The organism is Glycomyces sp. NRRL B-16210 (assembly GCF_000719515.1).
Classification (GTDB): Bacteria; Actinomycetota; Actinomycetes; order Mycobacteriales; family Micromonosporaceae; genus Glycomyces.
In genome coordinates this window covers 198,054-217,562 of sequence record NZ_JOGR01000002.1, presented here as the reverse complement: position 1 = coordinate 217,562, position 19,509 = coordinate 198,054, and the positions used below count along the sequence as shown (strand labels likewise).

The window sequence follows — 19,509 nt, the reverse complement described above, 5'->3', positions numbered from 1 at the left end:
CATCCGCTCCTAGAAAGGGGGTGGCACCACGACCGCGATCCGCCTCCCGGCGAACACGTATAGATGGTCGTGATATTTAGTTTCATCAATTTACCTAATTGAACGACACCCCCGCAAGCCCCCCGGCGGCGAGGTGCGGCGAGGCGGGACGCGGTCTCGGTTCGGGGCTGATCGCTCACATGTGCTTCACGGGCGGGCCCCCGGTCGCCTACGATCCGGTCATGAGGTCGGGAATGGACGTACTGGTCGCGAAGCGGTCCGCCGCGCCCGCACGGGCGGCGGCATGATCCCCCACCACAGCGTCGGGGGACGCGAGGGCGCCGAGACGATCGTCTTCTCCCATTCGCTCGGCGCCTCCGAGGACATGTGGCGCCCGCAGGTCGAGGCGCTCGCGGATCGTTTTCGGTTGGTCCGCTACGACACGCGGGGCCACGGGCGGACGCGCTCCGGCGGCGGGGCGTTCGACATCCGGGACCTCGCCGACGACATCGCCGACCTGCTCGATCACCTCGAAGTCGAACGCGCGCACCTGGTGGGGATCTCACTCGGCGGTGCGACGGTGCTCGATTTCGCGGCGCGCCATCGGGAGCGGACGGATCGGATCGCGGTCATCGGAACTGCTGTCAAGCCCGGCTCCCCGGCGTACTGGGCCGAGCGGGTGAAACTGGTCCGCACCCGGGGTATGGCCGCGGTGGCCGAGACCGCGACACGGCGGTGGTTCACCGACCGGTTCCACAGCGAGCACCCGGACATCGTCAAACGCTTCCGCCGCGACATCGCCGCGTGCGACCCGCTCGGGTACACGGCGTGCTGCCGGGCGCTGGCGGAAACGGATCTGCGCGACGAGCTCGGAGACATCGAGGCGCCCGCGCTCGTGCTCTACGGCGATCAGGACACGGTCGCCACCGAGGCGGATGCGCGGGTGCTCGAAGCGGGCATTCGCGACTGCCGCATCGCGGCCGTGGAGGGCGCGGCGCATATCGCCTCCACCGAGCAGGCCGAGGCGGTCAACCGGCTCCTCCTCGAACACCTCAACGGCTGACCACCGAAAAGGCCGCCGTCGCGATCGCGACGGCGGCCTTCGAGTTCGTTCGGGACTAACTCGGCGGCGCTCAGCAGCGCCTTGAAGTCGGTCGAGGCGAGGTCGAAAATCGGGGAATCATGGCCGAGCTTGGAGTCCCGCACCTGGAACTCCCCTGCCTGCTGACGAGCTTCGACGCAGTCGCTGTCGTCACCGCTGCCACTCCTGGTGCTCTTGCGCCAGCTACCGTATCCAGTCATCGAGACGCCCTCCAATTCGTTGGCCAGACGACCACATCCTCTTGACTAGGCCATGATACAAGCCGAACTTCCCCGCATCCTCGATGTGTCGGCTCTGATCGATCGACTCGACATAGACGAACGGTGGTGGCGCTTTGGGGTTTCCACCGGGGAGATAGACCGTAAATTCGTGCTCGGCACCGTAGTGCAAGCCGTCGAGGAGCCGAATCTCGCAGTTCGGCCACTGATCGACTTCGAGCAGGTGGTTGAACTGATCCTCAGCTCCATCCCAGTCGCGAATCTGCCGAAGGACATTGGCATTCATGAGGATGTTCATGACCGGAGCCGGGTCCCGCCTGCTGATGGTCATGAATCGGCGGTGTTTGCGGTTCCAGTTCCGCACCGGGTTCTTCGATGGCTCAGGTAGCAACTCCATGTGGTAGCGCTCGATTTGGAACGGTCCCGGTATGTACACGTTCTCCCACTTCCAGATCTCGCCGGAAGCGGCCTCGGCATGTTCGACAATGAGAATGTTTCGCTTGCTCAGATCTGACACGATCATGCCGCTGTCCAGTTGGCTGATCACATGAATGAGGAAGTCGATGCGCTTCTTGCTGGCTCCGCAAATCTCCGCGAACTGCGCGGCCATGCCCGCTTTGGGGCGGGTCTCACCGGAGACATAGTTCTGGACCGTACGTGCACTCACTCCCAGCGCAACGCCGATCTGGGCGTAGGTCAGGTCGGATTCTTTGCAGAGCGCTTGGAGGTCTGCGAGGACATACCATTCCGCGACTCTTGAAAGAGGCATCGGTCCTCCGGAGTTCGTTGGTGGGAACGGACTGTAATCAAACGGTACACGTGCCTCTTTATCCGACGCAATAGGGACCGGCAACCGGAAAGTTTGGGGCGCAAAACTTTCCGGCAATTCTTGCGCAGCCTCCTTACCTGCAAAAAGTGCTCTCGTGTCGGCGCTTCTACCTGCCGAGTTCAGCGCTTAGATTCGATTCATCGCGGGTTCGCTTGCACGACTCGCGAGCGGTGGGGAAGCCCGGGGATCGCGCCTCCCGACGACCATTGCGATCCCCGGGCGAAAACCTGTCGGCTATCCGACAGTCTGCAATGGAGGTGCGAGATGAACTACCCGAATGCGGCCGGGAACTCCGGCCGAAACCCTCTCGAACGAGGGACCTTCCGCGACGACTACCGGACCTATACGGTCCGCGCTTCGAGCGCCAACGCTCCGGACTCGTTCCAGGTGCTCACCGGTGAGCGCGGCGACGATGTGGTGCTGGTGGTCTCCGGGCTCAACTCCGGTGAGCTGAAGGCGACCTGGGGCCGGTACTGGGCCGGACTCAAGCCGCACTCGAAGATCTGGATCGAGGAGCAGGCGTTCCGGACCGTCTACTCCGGCCACCGGATCACCGCCTCGGCTCCGGTCCCGGACTCCGGCTCGGTGCGGTACTGCAATGGCTAGCCGCGCAACCGGTTCGACCCTCCCCGACGAGGACCCGTACAACTTCCGCTCAGACGGGAAGCCGGGCGTGGACGGCTACCTCGGCGACTTCCGCAGAGGCCCGGCCGTGTTCACCCTCTACCGGCTCGACACGTTCCCGGCCCGCGCGCGCAAGGTGGTCGAATACCTCCTCGACGTGGACGACGGCGCGGGTGCGCAGGAGTGCTGCCGGTTCACCGACGATCCCGACGACGCTCCCGCCTGGTACCGCGCGTGGGACGGCGACCAGTGGTGCGGCTGGATCATGCAGGAGGTCCAGAAGCTGATCGCCGAGCCCGACATCCATTGAGCCCCAAGACGCTCCGCAGCCCGGCGACTGGACCTCGGGCGGTCCGCGGAGGATGAGAGGCCCGCCGCACCCCCGGACGGCAGGTGCCTTCAGCGGGCCGGTCGAGGTAGGTGGACCTCGACCGGCCCGTTTCTGCTCTGCGGACTTCCGAGGGCGGCACGAAGGAGATGGAGCACCGTCGCGGCCCCGAACCGCGTCTCGGCGGCCGAGCGATTACGGGCGGTCTCAGGTTCCGGGGCACAAATGCCGAGGAGTTCGGCCCGGGGCCGCGTCTCGGCGGGTTCAGTTCCTGAAGCAGGGGGCGCCTACGAGTTCGGCGCGGGTCGGCGGGTCGGCTCCCGGTCGGGAGACGGTGACCGCCGCGGCGTGCGCCGACCATGAAGCGGCCCAGCGCAACTGCTCCATTGACAGGGCCGCCAGGGCTTCGCGGGCCGATTCGCCGTGCGCGCCCAGGCTCACCAGGGCGTCGATGAGCGCACCCATGAAGGTATCGCCGGCGCCGATCGTGTCCGCCACGGTCACGGGGACCTCGGGGACGGTGAGGGTCTCGTCGCCTCGGACGAGGACGCTGCCCTCGCCGCCGCGGGTAACCACGACCAGGATCGGTCCCGAAGCGGCCCAGGTCCGGGCGACCTCAAGGGGATCGACGCCGGGCCGGTACCACTGAATGTCCTCTTCGGACACTTTGACGACATCGCTCGCGGCGACCAGTCGCTCCACGCGCGGGAGCACCGCGTCGCGGTCCGGGGTGATCGCCGGCCTCGCGTTGGGGTCGAAGGTGACCAGGGCCCGGCCGCGCGCGGCCAGCAGCGCCTCTTCGACTACGGCCGCGCCGGGGTCGAGCACCGTCGCGATCGAACCCGCGTGCACCACCGCCGGATCGGCGTCGGCCTCGGCGAGCGTCGCCGCGTCGAGGTCCCAGGTCAGGTCGAATTCATAGGCGGCGGAACCGTCCTCGGCGAGGCGCACGGCGGCGGTCGAGGTCCGGCCGGACGCCCGGGGCCGCGCGAGGACCGCGACCCCGGAGGCCTTGAGCCAGCGCCGGGCGGCGTCGCCGTGCGCGTCGTCGGCGAGGGTCGTGGCGAGCACCGGCGAGCGGCCGAGGCGCCCGAGGGCGACCGCGACGTTGGCGGGACTGCCGCCGGGCATCTCGCGCACGTCGTCCGCAGTGGTCACGAGGTCGATGAGCGTCTCGCCGATGACCAGGACCGCGTCGGGGTCCGGGCCGGTCGCGTCGTTCATGGGGTTCCTTCGGTCGCGGTGGGCAGCAGGCCTTCGCGCAATGCCCGCGCGAGTGTCGGGACCGGCGGGAGCCGAGGCAGCAGCGTGGCCTGGACTGCATGGTAGAGATCGGGTTTGCCCGGCCACACCGCCGTCGCGGGCGCGTTGGCGGCGTCGAGTTCGTGCCGCCATGAGCCTTCGGCGAGGTCGACCAGGTACCGGTCAGCGTAGTCCCACCACGCGGTGTACCAGTCGGCGAACCGGTCCTCGCCGGTGCGGCGGTGCAGGGCCGCGGCGGCGGCGATGGCCTCGGCGACGACCCAGTGCATCCGCTGGCGCACGACGGGCCGGCCCTCCCAGTCCACGGTGTAGACGAAGCCTTCGGCGCCGTCGGCGGCCCAGCCGTCCTCGACGGCGCGGTCGAACAGGCGCACGGCCGCGTGGAGCAGTGCCTCGTCGCCTTGCAGCGCTTCGACCTGGAGGAGCATCCGGGACCATTCGAGGCCGTGGCCGGGGGTCGCGCCGAAGGGTTTGAACGGGTCGTCGGGGCGGTCGCGGTTGAGGTCGAGGTCCGGGGTCCAGTCGGGTCCGAAGTGCTCGGGCAGGCGGTCGTGGTGGCGGGAGGCGAGGTCGGCGGCGAAGCGGGCGATGCCCGCGGCGCGGTCGCGCCAGGCCCCGGCCTCGGGCGCGCCGAGGACTTCGAGGGCGTCGGCGGCGGCGAGGAGCGCTTCGACCGAGTGCATGGTGGCGTTGAGCCCTCGGTAGGGCTCGGGGGTGGTGAAGGCCGCGTCCCAGGTGTCGATCGGCAGTCCCGCCTCCGCGTCCCAGAAGCGGTCGCGGTAGACCGCGAGGGCCTCTTCGAGGAGGTCGGCGGCGCCGGGCCGGTCGGCGAGGGCCGCCGAGGAGGCGGCGAGCAGGACGAACGCGTGGTCGTAGCAGGACTTGCCGGCCTCGCGGTCGGGTCGGCCGTCGGCGTCGACGGCGTGGAACCAGCCGCCGTGCTCGGCGTCGCGGAGCGGGCCGCGCAGGCCGTCGAGGGCGGCATCGGCGATCGGTTCGCTGCCGGGCGCGCCGAGCATCGCGCCGAGCGAGTAGACGTGGGCGGTGCGGGCGGTGATCCAGGTGCGGATGCCCTGGGTCGGGTCGGGGGTGCCGGTCGCGTCGAGGTAGGCCGCGCCGCCGCCGGGGACCGCGGCCCGCTCGCCGAAGGCGAGGAGGCGGCGGCATTCGGCGGCGAGTCGCAGGTGGTGGTTTGGGGCGTCGGGTCGAGGGGTCACGGCTGCTCCTTCGGGTCGCCGGTGGAGGGCCAGGTCAAGCGTAGGACGCGCGCGGTCGGGGCGGGAGCGTCGGCGGTGAGGCGCAGGGTGCCGGCGCGGTCCCAGTCGGCGGTCCAGTCGCCGGTCCCGGGCGCGCCGGGGGCGGGGAAGACCTGCTCGACGGCGACGTCGCGGCCGCGCAGGGCGGGCAGCGGGAGGTCGAGGTCGGCGGGAGCGCCGGGCAGGCGCCAGGCGGTGAGGATCGCGGCGTCTTCGGTGCGCAGCGCGAAGGCCTGCCACGGGCCGCGGTGCTCCAGGCCGAGGGGCCAGGCGGGGTCGGCGGTGCGGATCTCGGGCAGGAGCCTGCGGTGGGCGGCGACGGCGGCGTTGACGAGCGCGATCTGGTGGTCGTCCATGCGCGCGAGGTGCCCGCTGAGGTACAGGCGCCCGGTGATCCCCGAGACGAGGGTGAACGCGGACTCCTCGGTGCTCATCTCGGGTTGGGCGTAGCCCCAGTGGCCGGCCTGCTCGGGCAGGACCGACGCGGGCGTGGCCGCCGCGATCGGCGGGTACAGCAACGGATCCTGCTGGTCCGAAGTGGACTGGATGTGGAGGCGCGAGAGCGTGGCGTAGTCGGCCCTCATGCCGCCGGAGGCGCAGTTCTCGACGAGCAGGCCCGGGTGCCGCGCCAGGACGCCGTCGAGCCAGGAGAGGTAGGCGCGGCAGTGCGCGAGCAGGCCCGCGCCGGGGGCGAGGCCGCCGAGGTCGGTGCCGGGCCCGGGCATGATGTTGTAGTCGAGCTTGAAGTAGCCGACGCCCATGCCGACCAGGCGGTCGACCACGGCGTCGAGGTGGGCGCGGACGGCCGGGTGGCGCAGGTCGAGCTGGTGGCGGCCGTGCTCGACCACGCGGTGGCCGCCGCGCTGGAAGAACGCGTCCTCGGGAAGGGTCGCCGCGAGCGGCGAGCGCACGCCGACGACCTCGGGTTCGAGCCAGATCCCGGGGACCATGCCGAGGGCGCGGATGCCGTCGAGGACCGCTTCGAGGCCGTCCGGGAAGCGAGAGGGGCTGGGCTCCCACTCCCCCACCGAGTCCCACCAGCCGCCGGCGTGCTCGTCGTACCAGCCGGCGTCGATGCAGTAGTAGTCGGCGCCCGCGCGGGCGGCGGCCTCGGCGAGCGGCAGGATCTTCGCGGCGGTCGGGTCGCCCATGAGGGTGTTCATGTAGTCGTTGAAGATCACCGGCAGCGGCCCCTCGTGGCCCGCGGTGCCGCTGCGGGACACCAGGTCCCGGCGGTGGGCGGTGAGCGCGGTGAGCGCGGCGGCCACCGGGTCCTCGTCGTGGACGACGGTGACCGCAACGGGCACGGAGGTGAAGGTCTCGCCGGGGGCGAGGTCAAGACTCCACTGGTGCTCGGCGTCGGTGGGGCCGAGGAGGGCGAGCGAGGCGCCGGTGCGGTCCTCGCCGAGCTCCCAGTGCCAGGCGCCGTTGTGCTCGATCTGGAAGGCCAGGCCGTAGCCGCCCTCGCGGCGCACGACGAGGCCCGTGGGCAGTCGCTCCCCTGTGGACCAGGAGCTGCGGGTGGTGACGGCCATGCGGGCGCGGTTCATGTGGTGGTGGACGGCGGGGTCCATGGCGGGCAGGCCGACCTCGCGCAGCGGGGCGCGGTGCCAGCGGGACTCGGCGACCCAGTCGTTGTCGCCCCACAGCACGTCGAAATCGTCCACAGGGGAGTCGGTGTCGGCGGTGAAGGCGCCGAAGACGAGGGAGGTGACGGCCTGGACGGTGATCGACTCGCCCGCGGTCAGGATCGTCCAGGCGCGCAACGCCTTTCGGGAGGGGCTGAACACGCTCGTGACGCGCAGTCCGGTGACCGGGTCGGCCTGGTGGACGTGCAGGTCGCCGCCTGCAAGATCATGGCCGTCGTAGCGCAGGCGGGAGCCGACCACGGTGGTGGTGTAGCGGTGGCTGCCGGGGAAGCGCCCGTACCCGAGGGCCTGGACCTCGACCAGCGGCGGGGTCCGCTCGGCGACGGGGCCGGGCTCGGCGGTGTGCTCGGGTGCGCGGGCGCCCGCGGCGGGACGCAGCGATCGCAGGGTGACCGGCGCGTCGGCGGCGGTCCCCAGCTCGATCGTGAAGTCCTCAGTGGACCAAAGCAGGGTCATGTTCTCTCCTCGTCGGTCGTTCCCGCCGACGGGGAGCGGCGGGCTGGCGGCTGGAGGGTCGCGAAGCCCTCCTGGGCCGCTCGGCGGCCCCGGGCGCAGTCTTGACCCTTCGCCCGGGGCCGTCGAGTGGGGTCAGCGCAGCAGGTCGTTGGCGCAGCGCAGGGCCGCGGCGAAGGCCTCGGGGTCGCCGCCGGCGGGCGACTCGACGCGGATCGCGGCGCTCTCGCCGGCCCGGAGCGTGATCATGCCGCGGTCGGCCCGGGCGAGCGGGTCGACGGTGTCGGCGTGGCAGAACACGTCCCGCGCGAGGGAGGTCGCGGTGAGGCGCAGCAGGACCGCGCCGTCGGCGGCGGTCGCCTCGACCCGCAGCGGCTCCGTGTCGAGCCGCTGGTCGACGACCTCGGCGCCGAAGCGGTAGGCCGGGGCGAAGCCCGCGGCCGCGTCGGACGGCACCGCGTAGACGAACTCGGCGGCAGGGTCGCCGAAGGCGGCGGTCTCGGCCGGGACCGCGACGGTGGTCGCGCCGCGCGCGTCCACCCGGGCCTCGACGGTGGCCTTGGCGAGGACCGTGCCGTCGAAGCGCTCGCGGGTGACGGTGAACGAGCCGCTGTAGGCCTCGCCGGTGTCGTTGACGAGGATGAGCGCGAGGAGGTCGGGCTCGGCTTCGAGGCCCTCCCAGGCGTTGGCCCGGGCCTCCTCGGAGGCCCGCGGCTGGAGGGTCGCCAGGCGCGGGGCGTAGACCTCGCGCAGCACGTGCCACAGCGGCTTGCGGTGCTCGTCGAAGTCGACCGCGGCCCAGGAGACCACGGGCCAGTTGTCGTTGAGCTGCCACAGGATCGTGCCGGTGCTGTGCGGCGTCAGCGAGCGGAAGTGCTCGATGCCGAACCGGATCGCCTGCGCCTGGTTGAGCTGGGTGGTCCAGTGCCAGTCGCGGATCGACTTCGGGTCGGGCAGGTGGCCCTGCCAGCCGCGTTCGAGCTTGGCGTTGCCGAGGTTCGCCTTCTGGTGCACCAGCATCTCGTGCCCGAAGGGGTCGAGCGGCTCGTCGTGGACGACCGCGGCGAGCGTCGACCACGCCGGCGGGGCCTGGAAGCCGAACTCGGAGAGGAACCGCGGCTTGTAGTCGGCGTACACGCGGTAGTCGACGCGGTTCCACACGTCCCAGATGTGCATGGTGCCGTAGCGCTCGTCGTTGGGGTGGCGGTAGTCGCCGAACGAGTAGGGGCTGGCGGGCGAGTACGGGCGGGTCGGGTCCAGTTCGGACACCACGCCCGGCAGCAGCTCGCTGTAGTAAGCGTCGCCCCAGGCGCGGCCGCCGAGGCGACCGGCCCAGCCCCAGTCGACCGAGCCCCAGGTGTTCTCGTTGTTGCCGTTCCAAAGGACCAGGGACGGGTGCGGGCTCAGCCGCGCGACGTTCTCGCGGGCCTCGGCCTCGACCTCGGATCGCATCGGCTCGTCCTCGCTGTAGGCGGCGCAGGCGAACAGGAAGTCCTGCCACATGAGCAGGCCGTGCTCGTCGGCGAGGTCGTAGAGGTCGTCGGACTCGTAGATGCCGCCGCCCCACACCCGCAGCAGGTTCATGTTGGCGTCCAAGGCGTCGGCGACGCGGCGGGCGTAGCGGTCCTTGTCGATCGCGGTGAGGAAGGCGTGGTCGGGGATCCAGTTCGCGCCGCGCACGAGGATCCGCTCGCCGTTGACCTTGAGGTCGAACGGGGCGCCCGCGGCGTCGGGGGCGGTGTCGAGCTCCACGGTCCGGAAGCCGACCCGGCCGCTCCAGGAGCCTTCGCCGGCGGTCACGTCCACTTCGTAGAGCGGCTGGTCGCCGTGGCCGACCGGCCACCAGCGCCGCACCCGCGGGACGGTGAGGGACACGACGGCGGCGTCCGAGCCGGCGGGGACGGTGCCCGTGGCGCGCACGACGTCGCCGTCGGGGCCGGTGAGGGCGACGGCGACCTCGACGTCGCCGTCGTCGCCGGCGCGTTCGATGTCGATGTGGGCGTTCAGGATCCCGTCGTGCCCGTCGGCGTTCGCGACCACGTCCACCAGCGGGCGGACGCTCGCGACCCTCGCGCCCGACCAGGAGTCGAGGCCGATGGGCTTCCAGATGCCCGCCCCGGCGACGTCGATGCCCCAGTCCCAGCCGAAGGAGCAGGCCATCTTGCGGATCTGGTTGTACTCGTGGTGGTTCACGCTCGGCAGGGAGCCGTTGCGCTCGGCGCGGGCCTCGGCCTCCGGCACGGGGGCGGCGAAGCGCACGGTGAGGGTGTTCGCGCCCTCGCGCAGGTGGCCGCGCACGTCCCAGCGGTAGGAGCGGTGCATGTTCTCGGTGCGGCCGACCTCGGCGCCGTTGAGTTCCACGGTGGCGACGGTGTCGAGGCCGAGGGCCACGAGGTCGTGGCGCGCGGCGCCGTCGTCGGTCCAGTCGAAGGCCGCGGTGAAGCGCCATTCGGTGTCGCCGATCCACTGCTGCGCGGCCTCGTTGTCGCCGTCGAACGGGTCGGCGATGAGGTCGGCGCGGCGCAGGTCGAGGTGCGCCTCGCCCGGCACGGTCGCCGGGACCCCGGCGGCGATCGCCGCCGCGACGCCTTCGGGCGCGCCCTCGGGCAGATCGGCGGCGGTCAGCGTCCAGCCCTCGTGGAGCGCGCGGAAGGTCGGAGGCAGGTACGTCATGGTGGGTCCTCAGGATCGGTGGGAACGCGGCCGTTCGGGCTCGCGTCGGTCACGCGGGGTGGAGGCTGCCGGGGGGCGCGGCGGCCCCGGTCATTCGAGCGGGTGCCGGACGCTCTCCCGCAGTACGCGGACGCCGCCCGCGGGGACCGCGGTCTCGGGTCCGACGCGGGTGTCGGTGAGCAGGTCGCGCCCGTCGGCGGCGACCTTGAGGTCGGTGTCGGTGTGGTTGAGCAGGAACAGGTACGAGTGGTCCGCGCCGATGCGGCGGACCGCTTCGAGGCCCGGTTCGGCCTCGACGGTGCGGGTCAGCCCGGCCTCCGCGGCGAGGCGTTCGGCCAGGTCGTCCACAGTGGTGTCGTCGAGCGGCGCGGAGACGTACCAGGCGGCCCCGCCCGAGACGGCGCGCCGGGTGACCGCCGGGCCGCCAGAAAGCGAGCCGGAGGCGTAGCGGAGGACCGCCTCGGCGTCCTCCAGGTGGACCCGTTCGGTCCAGTCCTCTACGGCCGCACCGTTGTCGAGCGCGGTCCGCTCGCCCTCCTGGAGCGGGTAGAACTCGTCGGTCCACGCGCCGAGGACCTCCCGGAACGCGCCCGGGAAGCCGCCGGTGACCACCTTGCCGTCGCGGTCGCAGACCCCGGAGAGGTAGGTGGCCACGAGCGTGCCGCCGCGCTCGGGCACGGCGCGGAGCCGCTCGGCCGCGGCGTCGTCCACCACGAGCAGGGTCGGCGCGATCACGAGGTCGTAGCCGTCGAGATCGGCGTCGACCGGGACCACGTCGCACAGGATCTGGCGCCGCCACAGGGCGCGGTGCCAGGTGCGCAGCTCGCGCCCGTAGCGCAGTTCGCGGTGCGGCTTGAGGCCGTGCTGGAGCGCCCAGCCGGAGAGGTCGTCCACCACGATCGCGGCCCGGGCGGGCTCGACGGTCGAGTCCTGGACCTCGGCGAGGGCCTTGAGGTAGCGGCCGAGTTCGACCACCTCCCGCCACACGCGCGAACGGGTGCCGCTGTGCGGCAGCATCGCCGAGTGGAACTGCTCGGCGCCGGCGGTCGAGGCGCGCCACTGGAAGAACATCGCGCCGTCCGAGCCGCGGGCCACGTGGCCCAGCGAGTGGCGCGCAATCTCGCCGGGATCCTTGGCGCGGTTGCGCCGCTGCCAGCTCGGGCCGCCCGTGGAGGACTCCATGAGCAGCCAGGGACGGCGCCCGGCGCTGATGCCCCGCATCCGGTCGGCCGCGAAGGCGAGATCCTGCTCCCGCAGCAAATCGTCCACAAGGGTGTAATGGTCGTTCGCGGCGATCGCCGTGTGCTTCGCCCAGGAGGCGTAGTCCACGATCTGCGCGCCCGCGCCGACCATGAGGTTCGTCGTGACCGGCACCGCCGAATGCCGCTCCAGCACCGCCTTCTCGGCCAGGTAGTGCGACAGGAGGGCGTCCGAGGAGTAGCGCTCGTAGTCGAGGAACAGGCCCGGGTTCGGGGCGCCGTGGCGACCGCGCGGCGGCAGGATCTCGCTCCAGTCGCCGAAGCGGTGTCCCCATTGGTCGGTGCCCCAGGCCTCGTTGACCGCCTGGAGGCTCCCGTGCCGGGCCTGGAGCCAGTCGCGGAAGGCCGCGGCCGACAAGTCGCAGTAGCAGCGGGCGTTGCCGCCGCCGAGCTCGTTCCCCACGTGCCACAACCGGACCGCCGGATGGCGCCCGTAGCGCTCGGCGAGCGCCTCGGTGTGCCGCAGGGCGAACCGCCGGTAGACCGGCGAGGCCGGGCACCACGCGTTGCGCCCGCCCGCGGGCTCGCGGAAGCCGTCGGCGAGGACCGGGGCGATCTCGGGGTGCGCCGTGAGCAGCCAGCTCGGCGGCGCGGCCGTCGGGGTCGCCAGGTCGATGCCGATCCCGTTGCGGTGCAGCAGGTCGACCGCGTCGTCGAGCCAGGACCAGTCCCGCACGCCGTTGGCCGTCTCCACCGTGCCCCAGGCGAAGACGCCCAGGGTCACGAGGTTGACGCCCGCCTCGCGCATGAGGCGCACGTCCTCGTCCCACACCTCCCGGGGCCACTGCTCGGGGTTGTAGTCCCCGCCGTAGGCCAGACCCTCGGCCAGGCGCACGACCGGCGGCGCGGGCGGCGGCGCCGGCACCCTCGCGGGCACCGCTTCGGGAGGCTGCTCGGTCATCGTCCGGCGGTCCCCACCGCGTCGCCGGAGGGCACGCCCGCCTCGACCCACTCGCCCGCGAAGTGGTCGTAGCAGCGGCTGTTGTCGATCGCGGCGCGGTCCACCGGGTCGGCGGAGGTGACGCGGCCGGGGCGCTCGGGGTCGGGCGCGGCCAGCGCGAGCAGCTTCGTGTACTCGTGGTGCGGGTCGAGGATGACCGCGTCGGAGGGCCCGCGCTCGACCACGCGGCCGCGGTAGAGCACCGTGATCTCGTCGGAGAAGTGGCGGGCGGTGGCGAGGTCGTGGGTGATGTAGAGGACCGCGAGGGAGTCCTCGCGCTGGAGACGGCCGAGGAGGTTGAGCACCCCGAGGCGGATCGAGACGTCCAGCATGGACACCGGTTCGTCCGCGATGAGCACCTGGGCGCCGGGGGCGAGCGCGCGGGCGATGGCCACGCGCTGGCGCTGCCCGCCGGACAGCTCGTGGGGCCGGCGCGGGGCGAAGTTCGACGCGGGGGTCAGGTTGACGCGTTCGAGCATCTCCAGGACCCGCTGGCGCGTCTCGGCGGCGTTGGCGGTGCGCTTGTGGATGCGCAGGGGCCGGGCGATGTGGTGCTCGATGGAGTGGAAGGGGTTGAGCGAGGCGAAGGGGTCCTGGAAGACCATCTGGACCTCGCGGCGGTACCGCGCCTTGTGGACGGCGGTGCCGTCGTCGAGGCGGACGTCGACGCTGCCGGAGGTGGGGGTCTCCATGTGGGTGAGGATCTTCGCGATGGTGGACTTGCCCGAGCCGGACTCGCCGACGAGGGCGACGGTGCGCCCGGGGACGAGTTCGAGGTTGACGTGGTCGACCGCGCGCAGGCGGGTGCGCTTGAGGCCGGTCCGGATGCTGTAGTCCTTCACCAGGTCGGTGACGCGGACGCTGGTCATGCTCGCTCCTCGGTGGTCGGCGGGCGCTGCCCCGCGTAGGGCCTGGGCAGGGGTGGGGCGGTCTCGTCGACGCCGGTGCGGATGAACGCGCCGCGCGAGCCCGACAGGCTCGGGAAGGAGCCGAGGAGCCGGCGCGTGTACGGGTGCGCGGCGCCGCGGTAGAGGCGCTGGGCGGATTCGAGTTCGACGATCTCGCCGGCGAGCATCACGGCGATGCGGTCGCTGATCTCCAGCAGGAGCGGGAGGTCGTGGGTGATGAAGACGACGGCGAAGTCGAGTTCGTCGCGCAGGCGCACGATCTCGCGGAGGATGTCGCGCTGCACGACCACGTCGAGCGCGGTGGTCGGCTCGTCCATGATCATGATCTGCGGTTCGAGGAGCATCGCCATGGCGATCATGACCCGCTGGCGCATCCCGCCGGAGAGCTCGTGCGGGTAGGAGGTGAGGCGGCGGGTGTCGACGCCGACGCGGCGCAGGACGTCCTCGGAGCGTTCGCGAACGTCCTTGCGGGACATGCCGGGCCGGTGGGCCAGGAGGGTGTCGCGCAGTTGGGCGCGGACGGTGGTGACGGGGTTGAGGGCGTTCATCGCGCCCTGGAAGACCATGGAGAGCTTGTTCCAGCGGAAGGCGCGCAGCTCCTTGTCCTCCAGGGCGAGGATGTCGATGTCCTCGCCGCTCTTGTCGTGGAAGGTGATGCGGCCCGAGGCGATGCGCGCCGGCGGCCGGTGGAGCCGGTTGACGGCGTAGGCGAGGGTGGTCTTGCCGCAGCCGGACTCCCCCGCGAGGCCGAGGATCTCGCCGCGGTGGAGGGTGAGGTCGGCGTTCTTGACGGCGGTGACCGGTTCTTCGGACTCGTAGACGACCGTGAGGTCCTCGACGGTGAGCACGGGCCGCAGGGCGGCGCCTGTCGCGGTCGTCATCGGACGGACTCCTTTGCGGTGTCGCCGCCGGCGCGCCGGGTGGAGCGGGCGAGCTCGCGTTCGAGGCGCGCGGCGCGGCGGGCGCGCTTGCGGTGCTGGCGGAGGTTCTTGAGCTTGGGGTTGATGAGCTCGTCGATGGAGAAGTTGACGAGGGACAGGCCCATGCCGAACAGGGCGATGATCAGGCCCGGGGGCACGAACCACCACCAGGCGCCGAGCGCGAGCGCGAAGCCGTTCTGGGCGTAGAAGAGCATGGTGCCGAGGGTGGAGGAGTTGGAGGCGCCGAGTCCGATGAAGGCGAGTCCGGCCTCGCCGAGGATCGCGGCGATGACGGCGAACACGAACTGGGCGGCCAGGAGCGGCAGCAGGTTCGGGAGGATCTCGACGACGATGACCCGCCAGGAGCGCTCGCCGGAGACCTGGGAGGCGGCGACGAAGTCGCGGTTGCGCACCGACAGGGTCTGGGCGCGCAGCACGCGGGCGGCGCCGGCCCAGCTAGTGATGGCGAGGACGACCGCGATCGTCCACAGTCCGCGGCTCTCGCGGGGGACGAAGCCGGAGATGACGATGACCAGGGGCAGTCCGGGGATCACCAGGAACACGTTGGTCAGCAGGGAGAACGACTCGTCGAGGAACTTGCCCTTGTAGGCGCCGTAGATGCCGAAGACGGCCGAGAGCGCGGTGGCGAGCAGGCCGACGATGATGCCGATCTGGAGCGAGCCGCGGGTGGCGTAGGCGAGCTGCGCGAGCACGTCCTGCCCGATCTGGGTGGTGCCCAGGGGGAACTCGCCGGAGGGCCCGGTCAGGCCGATGTCGCGGATCTGGCGGGGGTCGCCGACGAAGTAGGGCCCGATGAGGCCGAAGAGGCTGATGCCGACGACGAGGATGAGGCCGATCGCCAGCCAGGGGGTCATGGTCGGCACGAGCGAGCGCCAGCCGGCGCGCGGGCGGCCTTCGGGCACGGGGTTTTCGGAGGGCGCGGCGTCGACGTGGGGGTCGACGGCCTGGGCGGCCTGGGCGGCGGCCGCGGTCTGCGGTTCGAGGTTCGTCATGATCGGACTCCCGTCAGGACCGGGCGCGCGTGCGCGGGTCGATGATGCCGTAGAGCAGGTCGACCACGAGGTTGGCGCCCAGCACTGCGAGGGTGATGAAGAGGAACACGCCTTGCATGAGCGCGTAGTCGTTGTTCGTCACCGCGCCGAGCAGTCGCCCGCCGATGCCCGGGTAGGAGAACACCTGCTCGGTGATGACCGAGCCGGAGACGACGAAGCCGAGCGAGATCGCGAAGCCGGCGACCGAGGGCAGCACGGCGTTGCGGGAGGCGTAGGAGCGCAGGATCTTCCGCGGTGTCAGGCCCTTGGCCTCGGCGGTGAGGATGTAGTCCTCCGAGAGCGTCGAGACCATCATGTTGCGCATCCCCAGCAGCCAGCCGGCGATCGAGGCGAGCACGATCGTCAGCGCCGGCAGGAACCCGTACTCGATGGCCGAGAAGATGAACTCGAAGTTCCATCCCGGACTGAGCACGACGTCGTAGCCGCCCTGCATGGGGAACCAGCCCAGGACGCGGGCGAGGAAATAGGTGAGGATGAGGGCGAGCCAGAAGTACGGGACGGCCGCCAGGAGCGTGGTCGCGGGGATCAGGGAGTCGAGCCAGGTGCCCGGCTTCCAGCCCACGAACGCCCCGAGCAGGACCCCCAGGAGCGCCGCGAGGACCGTCGCGACCCCGACGAGCACCACCGTCCACGGCAGCGACGTCAAGATGACGTCGGAGACCTTGGCCGGGTAGTAGCTCACCGAGGTCCCCAGGTCGCCTCGCGCGAGGTTCTTGAGGTAGTCCCAGTACTGGACCCACAGGGGGTCCGAGCTGTCGCCCCCGAGGAGGAGCGCGTACGCCTTGCGGGTCTCCGGGGTCACCGTGCCGCCGCGCTGCTGGAGCTTGGCCAGCAGAATGTCGACGGGGTTGCCCGGAAGCATCCGCGGGATGGCGAAGTTCAGTGTCAGCGCGGCCCAGAGAGCGACCGCGTAGAAACCCAGTTTACGCAGGAAATAGTTCACTTGTTCGACTCCTCCTCGGGGGCGACGGCGCCCGTCAGCCCTGCGGTTCGAGCCGCTTGAAGATCTCGGCGGCGTCGAACGCGGACCAGACCGCCGGGAAGGCGTACAGGTCCTCACCCGAGGGCCACCCCGAGAAGTCGGCGGTGTTCCACACGCTGGTGGTGCCGCCGGTCAGGATCGGGATGTACGGCATGTCGGCGATGATCGCTTCCTGGATCTCCGCGAAGTGCGCCTGGCGGGCGGCCAGGTCGTCCAGCGGGAGGGTCGAGAGCGCGTCGATGGCCGCGTCCACGTCCGGGTTGGCGTAGCGCGAGAAGTTGTTGCCCGCGCTCTCGCCGACGGGGGCGCCGGACAGGGAGCTGTAGAAGTAGTTGTAGAGGTAGTAGGGGTCGGGGGCCGGTCCCTGCCACAGCGAGTCGATAGCCAGCTCGAAGTTGCCGGAGACCTTCTTCTCGGTCCACTCGTTCCACGAGGACTGGGCGCCGACGAGCTCGATGCCGGCGTCCTTGGCCTGGGAGGCCATGGTGTCGATCGCGGTGATGTAGTCGGTCCAGCCGGTGACGACCTCGACGGTCAGCGAGAGGCGCTCGCCGTCCTTGGCGTAGATGCCGTCGTCGCCCAGTTCCCAGCCCGCTTCCTCGAGGTACTCCGAGGCGGTGTCGGCCAGCGAGCGCTCGGGGGCGCTGAGCTCGTCGACCACGGGGGTGAGGTACTGGTCCTGGCTCGGGGTCAGGGTGAACGCCGGGGAGATCTCGTTGGCGGTCTCCATGAACGCGAGGTTGTTGAGCTGCTCGCGGTCGAGCGCGTAGTAGAGCGCGTGGCGCACGGCCGGGTCGGTCTGCGGGCCTTCGCAGCCGAGGTCGGCGTTCGAGCAGGTGGCGAGGACCATCTGGTTCTGCCACTGCGTGAACGCGTCGTAGTTCGGGAAGTTCTTGTTGGTGTTCTGGATGTCCGGGATCGGACCGGTCTGCCAGTCGATGGTCCCGGCGGCGATGGCGTCGGCGCCGGCCTGGTTGCCCGACAGCGAGAGGAAGCGGATCAGCTTGACGGCGGGCGCGCCGTCCCAGTAGTCCTCATTGGCCTTGAGGGTGTAGGCCTGCGGCTTGAACTCGTCGAGCACGTACGCACCGGTGCCGATGGGCTCCTCGATGACGTCCTCGACGGGGTTGATGTCGGCCCAGATGTGCTCGGGCACGATCGGGGTGTTCATCAGGTCCGGGCCCTTGACGAAGGTGGGCTCGTCGAAGCTGAAGACCACGTGGTGGTCGTCCTCGGCCTCGACGGTGCCGTCGAAGCCGATGTTGTTGACCGAGTCGGTCGACTTCAGCATCTCGAAGGTGAAGACGACGTCGTCGGCGGTGAAGTCCTCGCCGTCGGTCCACTTGACGTTCTCGCGGAGGGTGACCGACAGGACGGTGCCGTCCTCGTTCCAGGACTGCTCAGTGCCGAGCAGCGGGACGGGCTCGGAGACCTGGGCCTTGTTGTAGAAGAAGAGGTTTTCGTAGATCGTGCCCAGGCCGCCGATGCGGGAGGGCGAGAAGGGGTTGAAGTTGATCTGGTAGTCGCCGGCCTGTCCGGTGTAGGCGACCAGCGTCGTGGCGTCGCCGCCGTTCGAGCCGGAGTCGGAGCAGGCGGTCAGCGTCAGACCGAGTGCGGTGGCGCTCAGTAGCGCCCCCGCGGCCTTCAGCCGATTGCGAGTGGTGGATGACATCATCGTCCTTTCGAGTCCGGGGCGACATCGCCGCGGAACTAGAGGGAGGGGCGCGCCGACCCGCGGCGCACAGACTATTATTAACGCGTTAAATTTAACGTGTCAATAAGAAGATCCAATGAACTTTCAAGGGGGTCGAACATGGCCGGACACGGGCTGACCCGTGCCACGACCGCGGTTCGCGTGCTCGACCTCCTGCGAGCGAACGGCACCCTCAGTCGTGTAGAGCTGGCGGAGCGCGTCGAGCTGACGCCCGCGACGATCACGAACGCGGTGCGCCGGCTCATCGACGCCGGGCTGGTCCGAGAGGTCGGCCGCGACCCGCAGCAGGGCCGCGGGCAGCCGCGGCGGCTTCTCGAACTCGATGCCGGCGCTTGGTATTCCGTCGGCATCCAGATCGACCGGACCACTACGACGATCGTCGTGGTGGACTTCGCCGGTACAAGGATCGCAAGTGCCGGTTTGCGGGGTACAGGCGCGGTAGGCCCTGAGTCGACCGTTTTGGCACTGGCCGAACACGTCGGGTCATTGCTGCGGCGTGCGGGCGTGCCGCGCGAGCGCGTGCTCGGGGTCGGACTGGTGACCCACGGGCCCCAGGACCGGGAGCGGGGCGTGCTGCTGACCGCCCAGCCCGGTCCCGAGTGGATGGAGTTCCCGCTGACCGCCTCGCTCTCGGACCTGCTCGGTCTGCCGGTGCTGCTGGAGAACGACGCCGACGCGGCGGCCTTCGGGGAGTTCTGGGCCGGGGCACTGCCGACCGACACCTTCGGACTGGTCTACATGGGCTCGGGCATCGGCGGCGGCGTCGTGGTCGACGGCGAGGTCTACCGCGGCCGCGCCTCGAACGCCGTCGAGATCGGACACGTGGCCCTCAACGGCGGCGAGGCCCCGTGCGTGTGCGGCAACCGCGGCTGCGCGCAGGCCGAGGCCGGGCCGCAGGCGGTGGTCGCGCAGGTCCTCGCGGACTCCTCGCTCGCCGAGCGCTTCGGCGTGGAGGGCAGGCCGGACGGCACCCTGGCGGACTTCGACCGGATCGCGCGGGCCTGGCGCTCGGGCGACCGGGAGGCGACCGGGCTGCTGGAGCGGTCGGCGCGGTGGATCGGCCAGGCCGCCGTCGCGCTGGTGAACCTCTTCGACCTCGACACGGTGGTGCTGGCGGGCCCGGCATTCGTCATCGCCGGACCGTTGTACCGCGAGCACATCACCGCCGAGCTCGAGCGCAGCGCGCTCAGCCGGGTGCTGCACCGGCCCCAGGTCCACGTCTCGTCGAATGTGGACATCGCGGCGGCGACCGGCGGCGCGCTGCACGTGCTGCGGACGCTGTCGGTGGGCGCGCGCGTCCCGCGCTCGCGCGCCGAGGCGGACCTGAACTGAACCACCG

15 protein-coding genes and 1 pseudogene are annotated in these 19,509 nt (G+C 71.1%); 4 read left to right on the top strand and 12 right to left on the bottom strand.

The genetic code is table 11. The features are described from left to right. The first annotated feature begins 283 nt into the window (after positions 1–283). On the top strand, positions 284–1,042 hold the full coding sequence (locus IF12_RS0103655) for an alpha/beta fold hydrolase (protein ID WP_030154661.1): 759 nt from the start codon (positions 284–286) through the stop codon (positions 1,040–1,042). A gap of 74 nt (positions 1,043–1,116) precedes the next feature. On the opposite strand, the pseudogene IF12_RS24670 reads toward IF12_RS0103655, so the two are convergent. Then, positions 1,117–1,281: pseudogene (locus IF12_RS24670) on the bottom strand (DUF397 domain-containing protein); the annotation flags it as partial. Then, the gene (locus IF12_RS0103650) at positions 1,265–2,068 is read right to left on the bottom strand and encodes a Scr1 family TA system antitoxin-like transcriptional regulator (RefSeq protein WP_030154659.1); all 804 of its coding nucleotides are present in this window, start codon (positions 2,066–2,068) and stop codon (positions 1,265–1,267) included. The gene IF12_RS0103650 and the pseudogene IF12_RS24670, both read right to left, overlap by 17 nt. A gap of 324 nt (positions 2,069–2,392) precedes the next feature. On the opposite strand from IF12_RS0103650, the gene IF12_RS0103645 reads away from it, so the two are divergent. After that, entirely contained in the window at positions 2,393–2,734 is a 342-nt protein-coding gene (locus tag IF12_RS0103645) for a hypothetical protein (protein WP_030154658.1), read from the top strand. Beyond that, positions 2,727–3,062, top strand: coding sequence for a hypothetical protein (locus tag IF12_RS0103640; RefSeq protein WP_133884251.1), 336 nt, complete (start codon positions 2,727–2,729; stop codon positions 3,060–3,062). Before IF12_RS0103645 ends, IF12_RS0103640 begins: the two co-directional genes overlap by 8 nt. A gap of 282 nt (positions 3,063–3,344) precedes the next feature. Here the strand turns inward: IF12_RS0103640 and IF12_RS0103635 are convergent, their stop codons facing one another. From IF12_RS0103635 to IF12_RS0103590, 10 genes are all read right to left on the bottom strand, one after another. Beyond that, complete coding sequence (locus tag IF12_RS0103635) at positions 3,345–4,304, bottom strand: carbohydrate kinase (RefSeq protein ID WP_030154656.1); 960 nt, start codon at positions 4,302–4,304, stop codon at positions 3,345–3,347. Then, positions 4,301–5,560, bottom strand: coding sequence for an AGE family epimerase/isomerase (locus IF12_RS0103630; RefSeq protein ID WP_035748255.1), 1,260 nt, complete (start codon positions 5,558–5,560; stop codon positions 4,301–4,303). The genes IF12_RS0103635 and IF12_RS0103630 overlap by 4 nt, the downstream gene beginning before the upstream one ends. After that, positions 5,557–7,704 carry a glycoside hydrolase family 36 protein gene (locus IF12_RS0103625; RefSeq protein ID WP_051703929.1) on the bottom strand — a complete coding sequence of 716 codons (2,148 nt, stop codon included), beginning with the start codon at positions 7,702–7,704 and terminating at the stop codon, positions 5,557–5,559. Before IF12_RS0103625 ends, IF12_RS0103630 begins: the two co-directional genes overlap by 4 nt. Positions 7,705–7,836: 132 nt before the next feature. Continuing rightward, complete coding sequence (locus IF12_RS0103620; RefSeq protein WP_030154649.1) at positions 7,837–10,374, bottom strand: glycoside hydrolase family 2 protein; 2,538 nt, start codon at positions 10,372–10,374, stop codon at positions 7,837–7,839. A 90-nt stretch (positions 10,375–10,464) separates the two neighbouring features. Next, a complete protein-coding gene (locus IF12_RS0103615; protein ID WP_081913113.1) occupies positions 10,465–12,534 on the bottom strand; it encodes a beta-galactosidase in 2,070 nt (689 codons plus the stop codon). Further along, positions 12,531–13,442 (bottom strand): ABC transporter ATP-binding protein, encoded by a 912-nt coding sequence (locus IF12_RS0103610; RefSeq protein WP_030154644.1) that lies wholly within the window; start codon positions 13,440–13,442, stop codon positions 12,531–12,533. The genes IF12_RS0103615 and IF12_RS0103610 overlap by 4 nt, the downstream gene beginning before the upstream one ends. Then, positions 13,439–14,362, bottom strand: a complete 924-nt coding sequence (locus IF12_RS23710) for an ABC transporter ATP-binding protein (protein WP_051703928.1) — start codon at positions 14,360–14,362, stop codon at positions 13,439–13,441. Before IF12_RS23710 ends, IF12_RS0103610 begins: the two co-directional genes overlap by 4 nt. After that, the gene (locus IF12_RS23705; protein ID WP_051703927.1) at positions 14,359–15,414 is read right to left on the bottom strand and encodes an ABC transporter permease; all 1,056 of its coding nucleotides are present in this window, start codon (positions 15,412–15,414) and stop codon (positions 14,359–14,361) included. Before IF12_RS23705 ends, IF12_RS23710 begins: the two co-directional genes overlap by 4 nt. 13 nt (positions 15,415–15,427) lie before the next feature. Beyond that, on the bottom strand, positions 15,428–16,417 hold the full coding sequence (locus IF12_RS0103595; RefSeq protein WP_030154641.1) for an ABC transporter permease: 990 nt from the start codon (positions 16,415–16,417) through the stop codon (positions 15,428–15,430). 34 nt (positions 16,418–16,451) lie between these two features. Further along, positions 16,452–18,128 carry an ABC transporter substrate-binding protein gene (locus IF12_RS0103590; RefSeq protein ID WP_197034587.1) on the bottom strand — a complete coding sequence of 559 codons (1,677 nt, stop codon included), beginning with the start codon at positions 18,126–18,128 and terminating at the stop codon, positions 16,452–16,454. 141 nt (positions 18,129–18,269) lie between these two features. Here IF12_RS0103590 and IF12_RS0103585 point away from each other — a divergent pair, with 141 nt between their 5' ends. After that, the gene (locus IF12_RS0103585; RefSeq protein WP_051703926.1) at positions 18,270–19,502 is read left to right on the top strand and encodes an ROK family transcriptional regulator; all 1,233 of its coding nucleotides are present in this window, start codon (positions 18,270–18,272) and stop codon (positions 19,500–19,502) included. The last annotated feature ends 7 nt before the right edge of the window (positions 19,503–19,509 follow it).

Excerpts from the sequence above, each read along its gene's own strand:
- IF12_RS0103655 (WP_030154661.1), top strand. The coding sequence starts at position 284 with ATGATCCCCCACCACAGCGTCGGGGGACGCGAGGGCGCCGAGACGATC.
- IF12_RS0103650 (WP_030154659.1), bottom strand. The coding sequence starts at position 2,068 with ATGCCTCTTTCAAGAGTCGCGGAATGGTATGTCCTCGCAGACCTCCAA.
- IF12_RS0103645 (WP_030154658.1), top strand. The coding sequence starts at position 2,393 with ATGAACTACCCGAATGCGGCCGGGAACTCCGGCCGAAACCCTCTCGAA.
- IF12_RS0103640 (WP_133884251.1), top strand. The coding sequence starts at position 2,727 with ATGGCTAGCCGCGCAACCGGTTCGACCCTCCCCGACGAGGACCCGTAC.
- IF12_RS0103635 (WP_030154656.1), bottom strand. The coding sequence starts at position 4,304 with ATGAACGACGCGACCGGCCCGGACCCCGACGCGGTCCTGGTCATCGGC.
- IF12_RS0103625 (WP_051703929.1), bottom strand. The coding sequence starts at position 7,704 with ATGACCCTGCTTTGGTCCACTGAGGACTTCACGATCGAGCTGGGGACC.
- IF12_RS0103620 (WP_030154649.1), bottom strand. The coding sequence starts at position 10,374 with ATGACGTACCTGCCTCCGACCTTCCGCGCGCTCCACGAGGGCTGGACG.
- IF12_RS0103615 (WP_081913113.1), bottom strand. The coding sequence starts at position 12,534 with ATGACCGAGCAGCCTCCCGAAGCGGTGCCCGCGAGGGTGCCGGCGCCG.
- IF12_RS0103610 (WP_030154644.1), bottom strand. The coding sequence starts at position 13,442 with ATGACCAGCGTCCGCGTCACCGACCTGGTGAAGGACTACAGCATCCGG.
- IF12_RS23710 (WP_051703928.1), bottom strand. The coding sequence starts at position 14,362 with ATGACGACCGCGACAGGCGCCGCCCTGCGGCCCGTGCTCACCGTCGAG.
- IF12_RS23705 (WP_051703927.1), bottom strand. The coding sequence starts at position 15,414 with ATGACGAACCTCGAACCGCAGACCGCGGCCGCCGCCCAGGCCGCCCAG.
- IF12_RS0103590 (WP_197034587.1), bottom strand. The coding sequence starts at position 18,128 with ATGTCATCCACCACTCGCAATCGGCTGAAGGCCGCGGGGGCGCTACTG.
- IF12_RS0103585 (WP_051703926.1), top strand. The coding sequence starts at position 18,270 with ATGGCCGGACACGGGCTGACCCGTGCCACGACCGCGGTTCGCGTGCTC.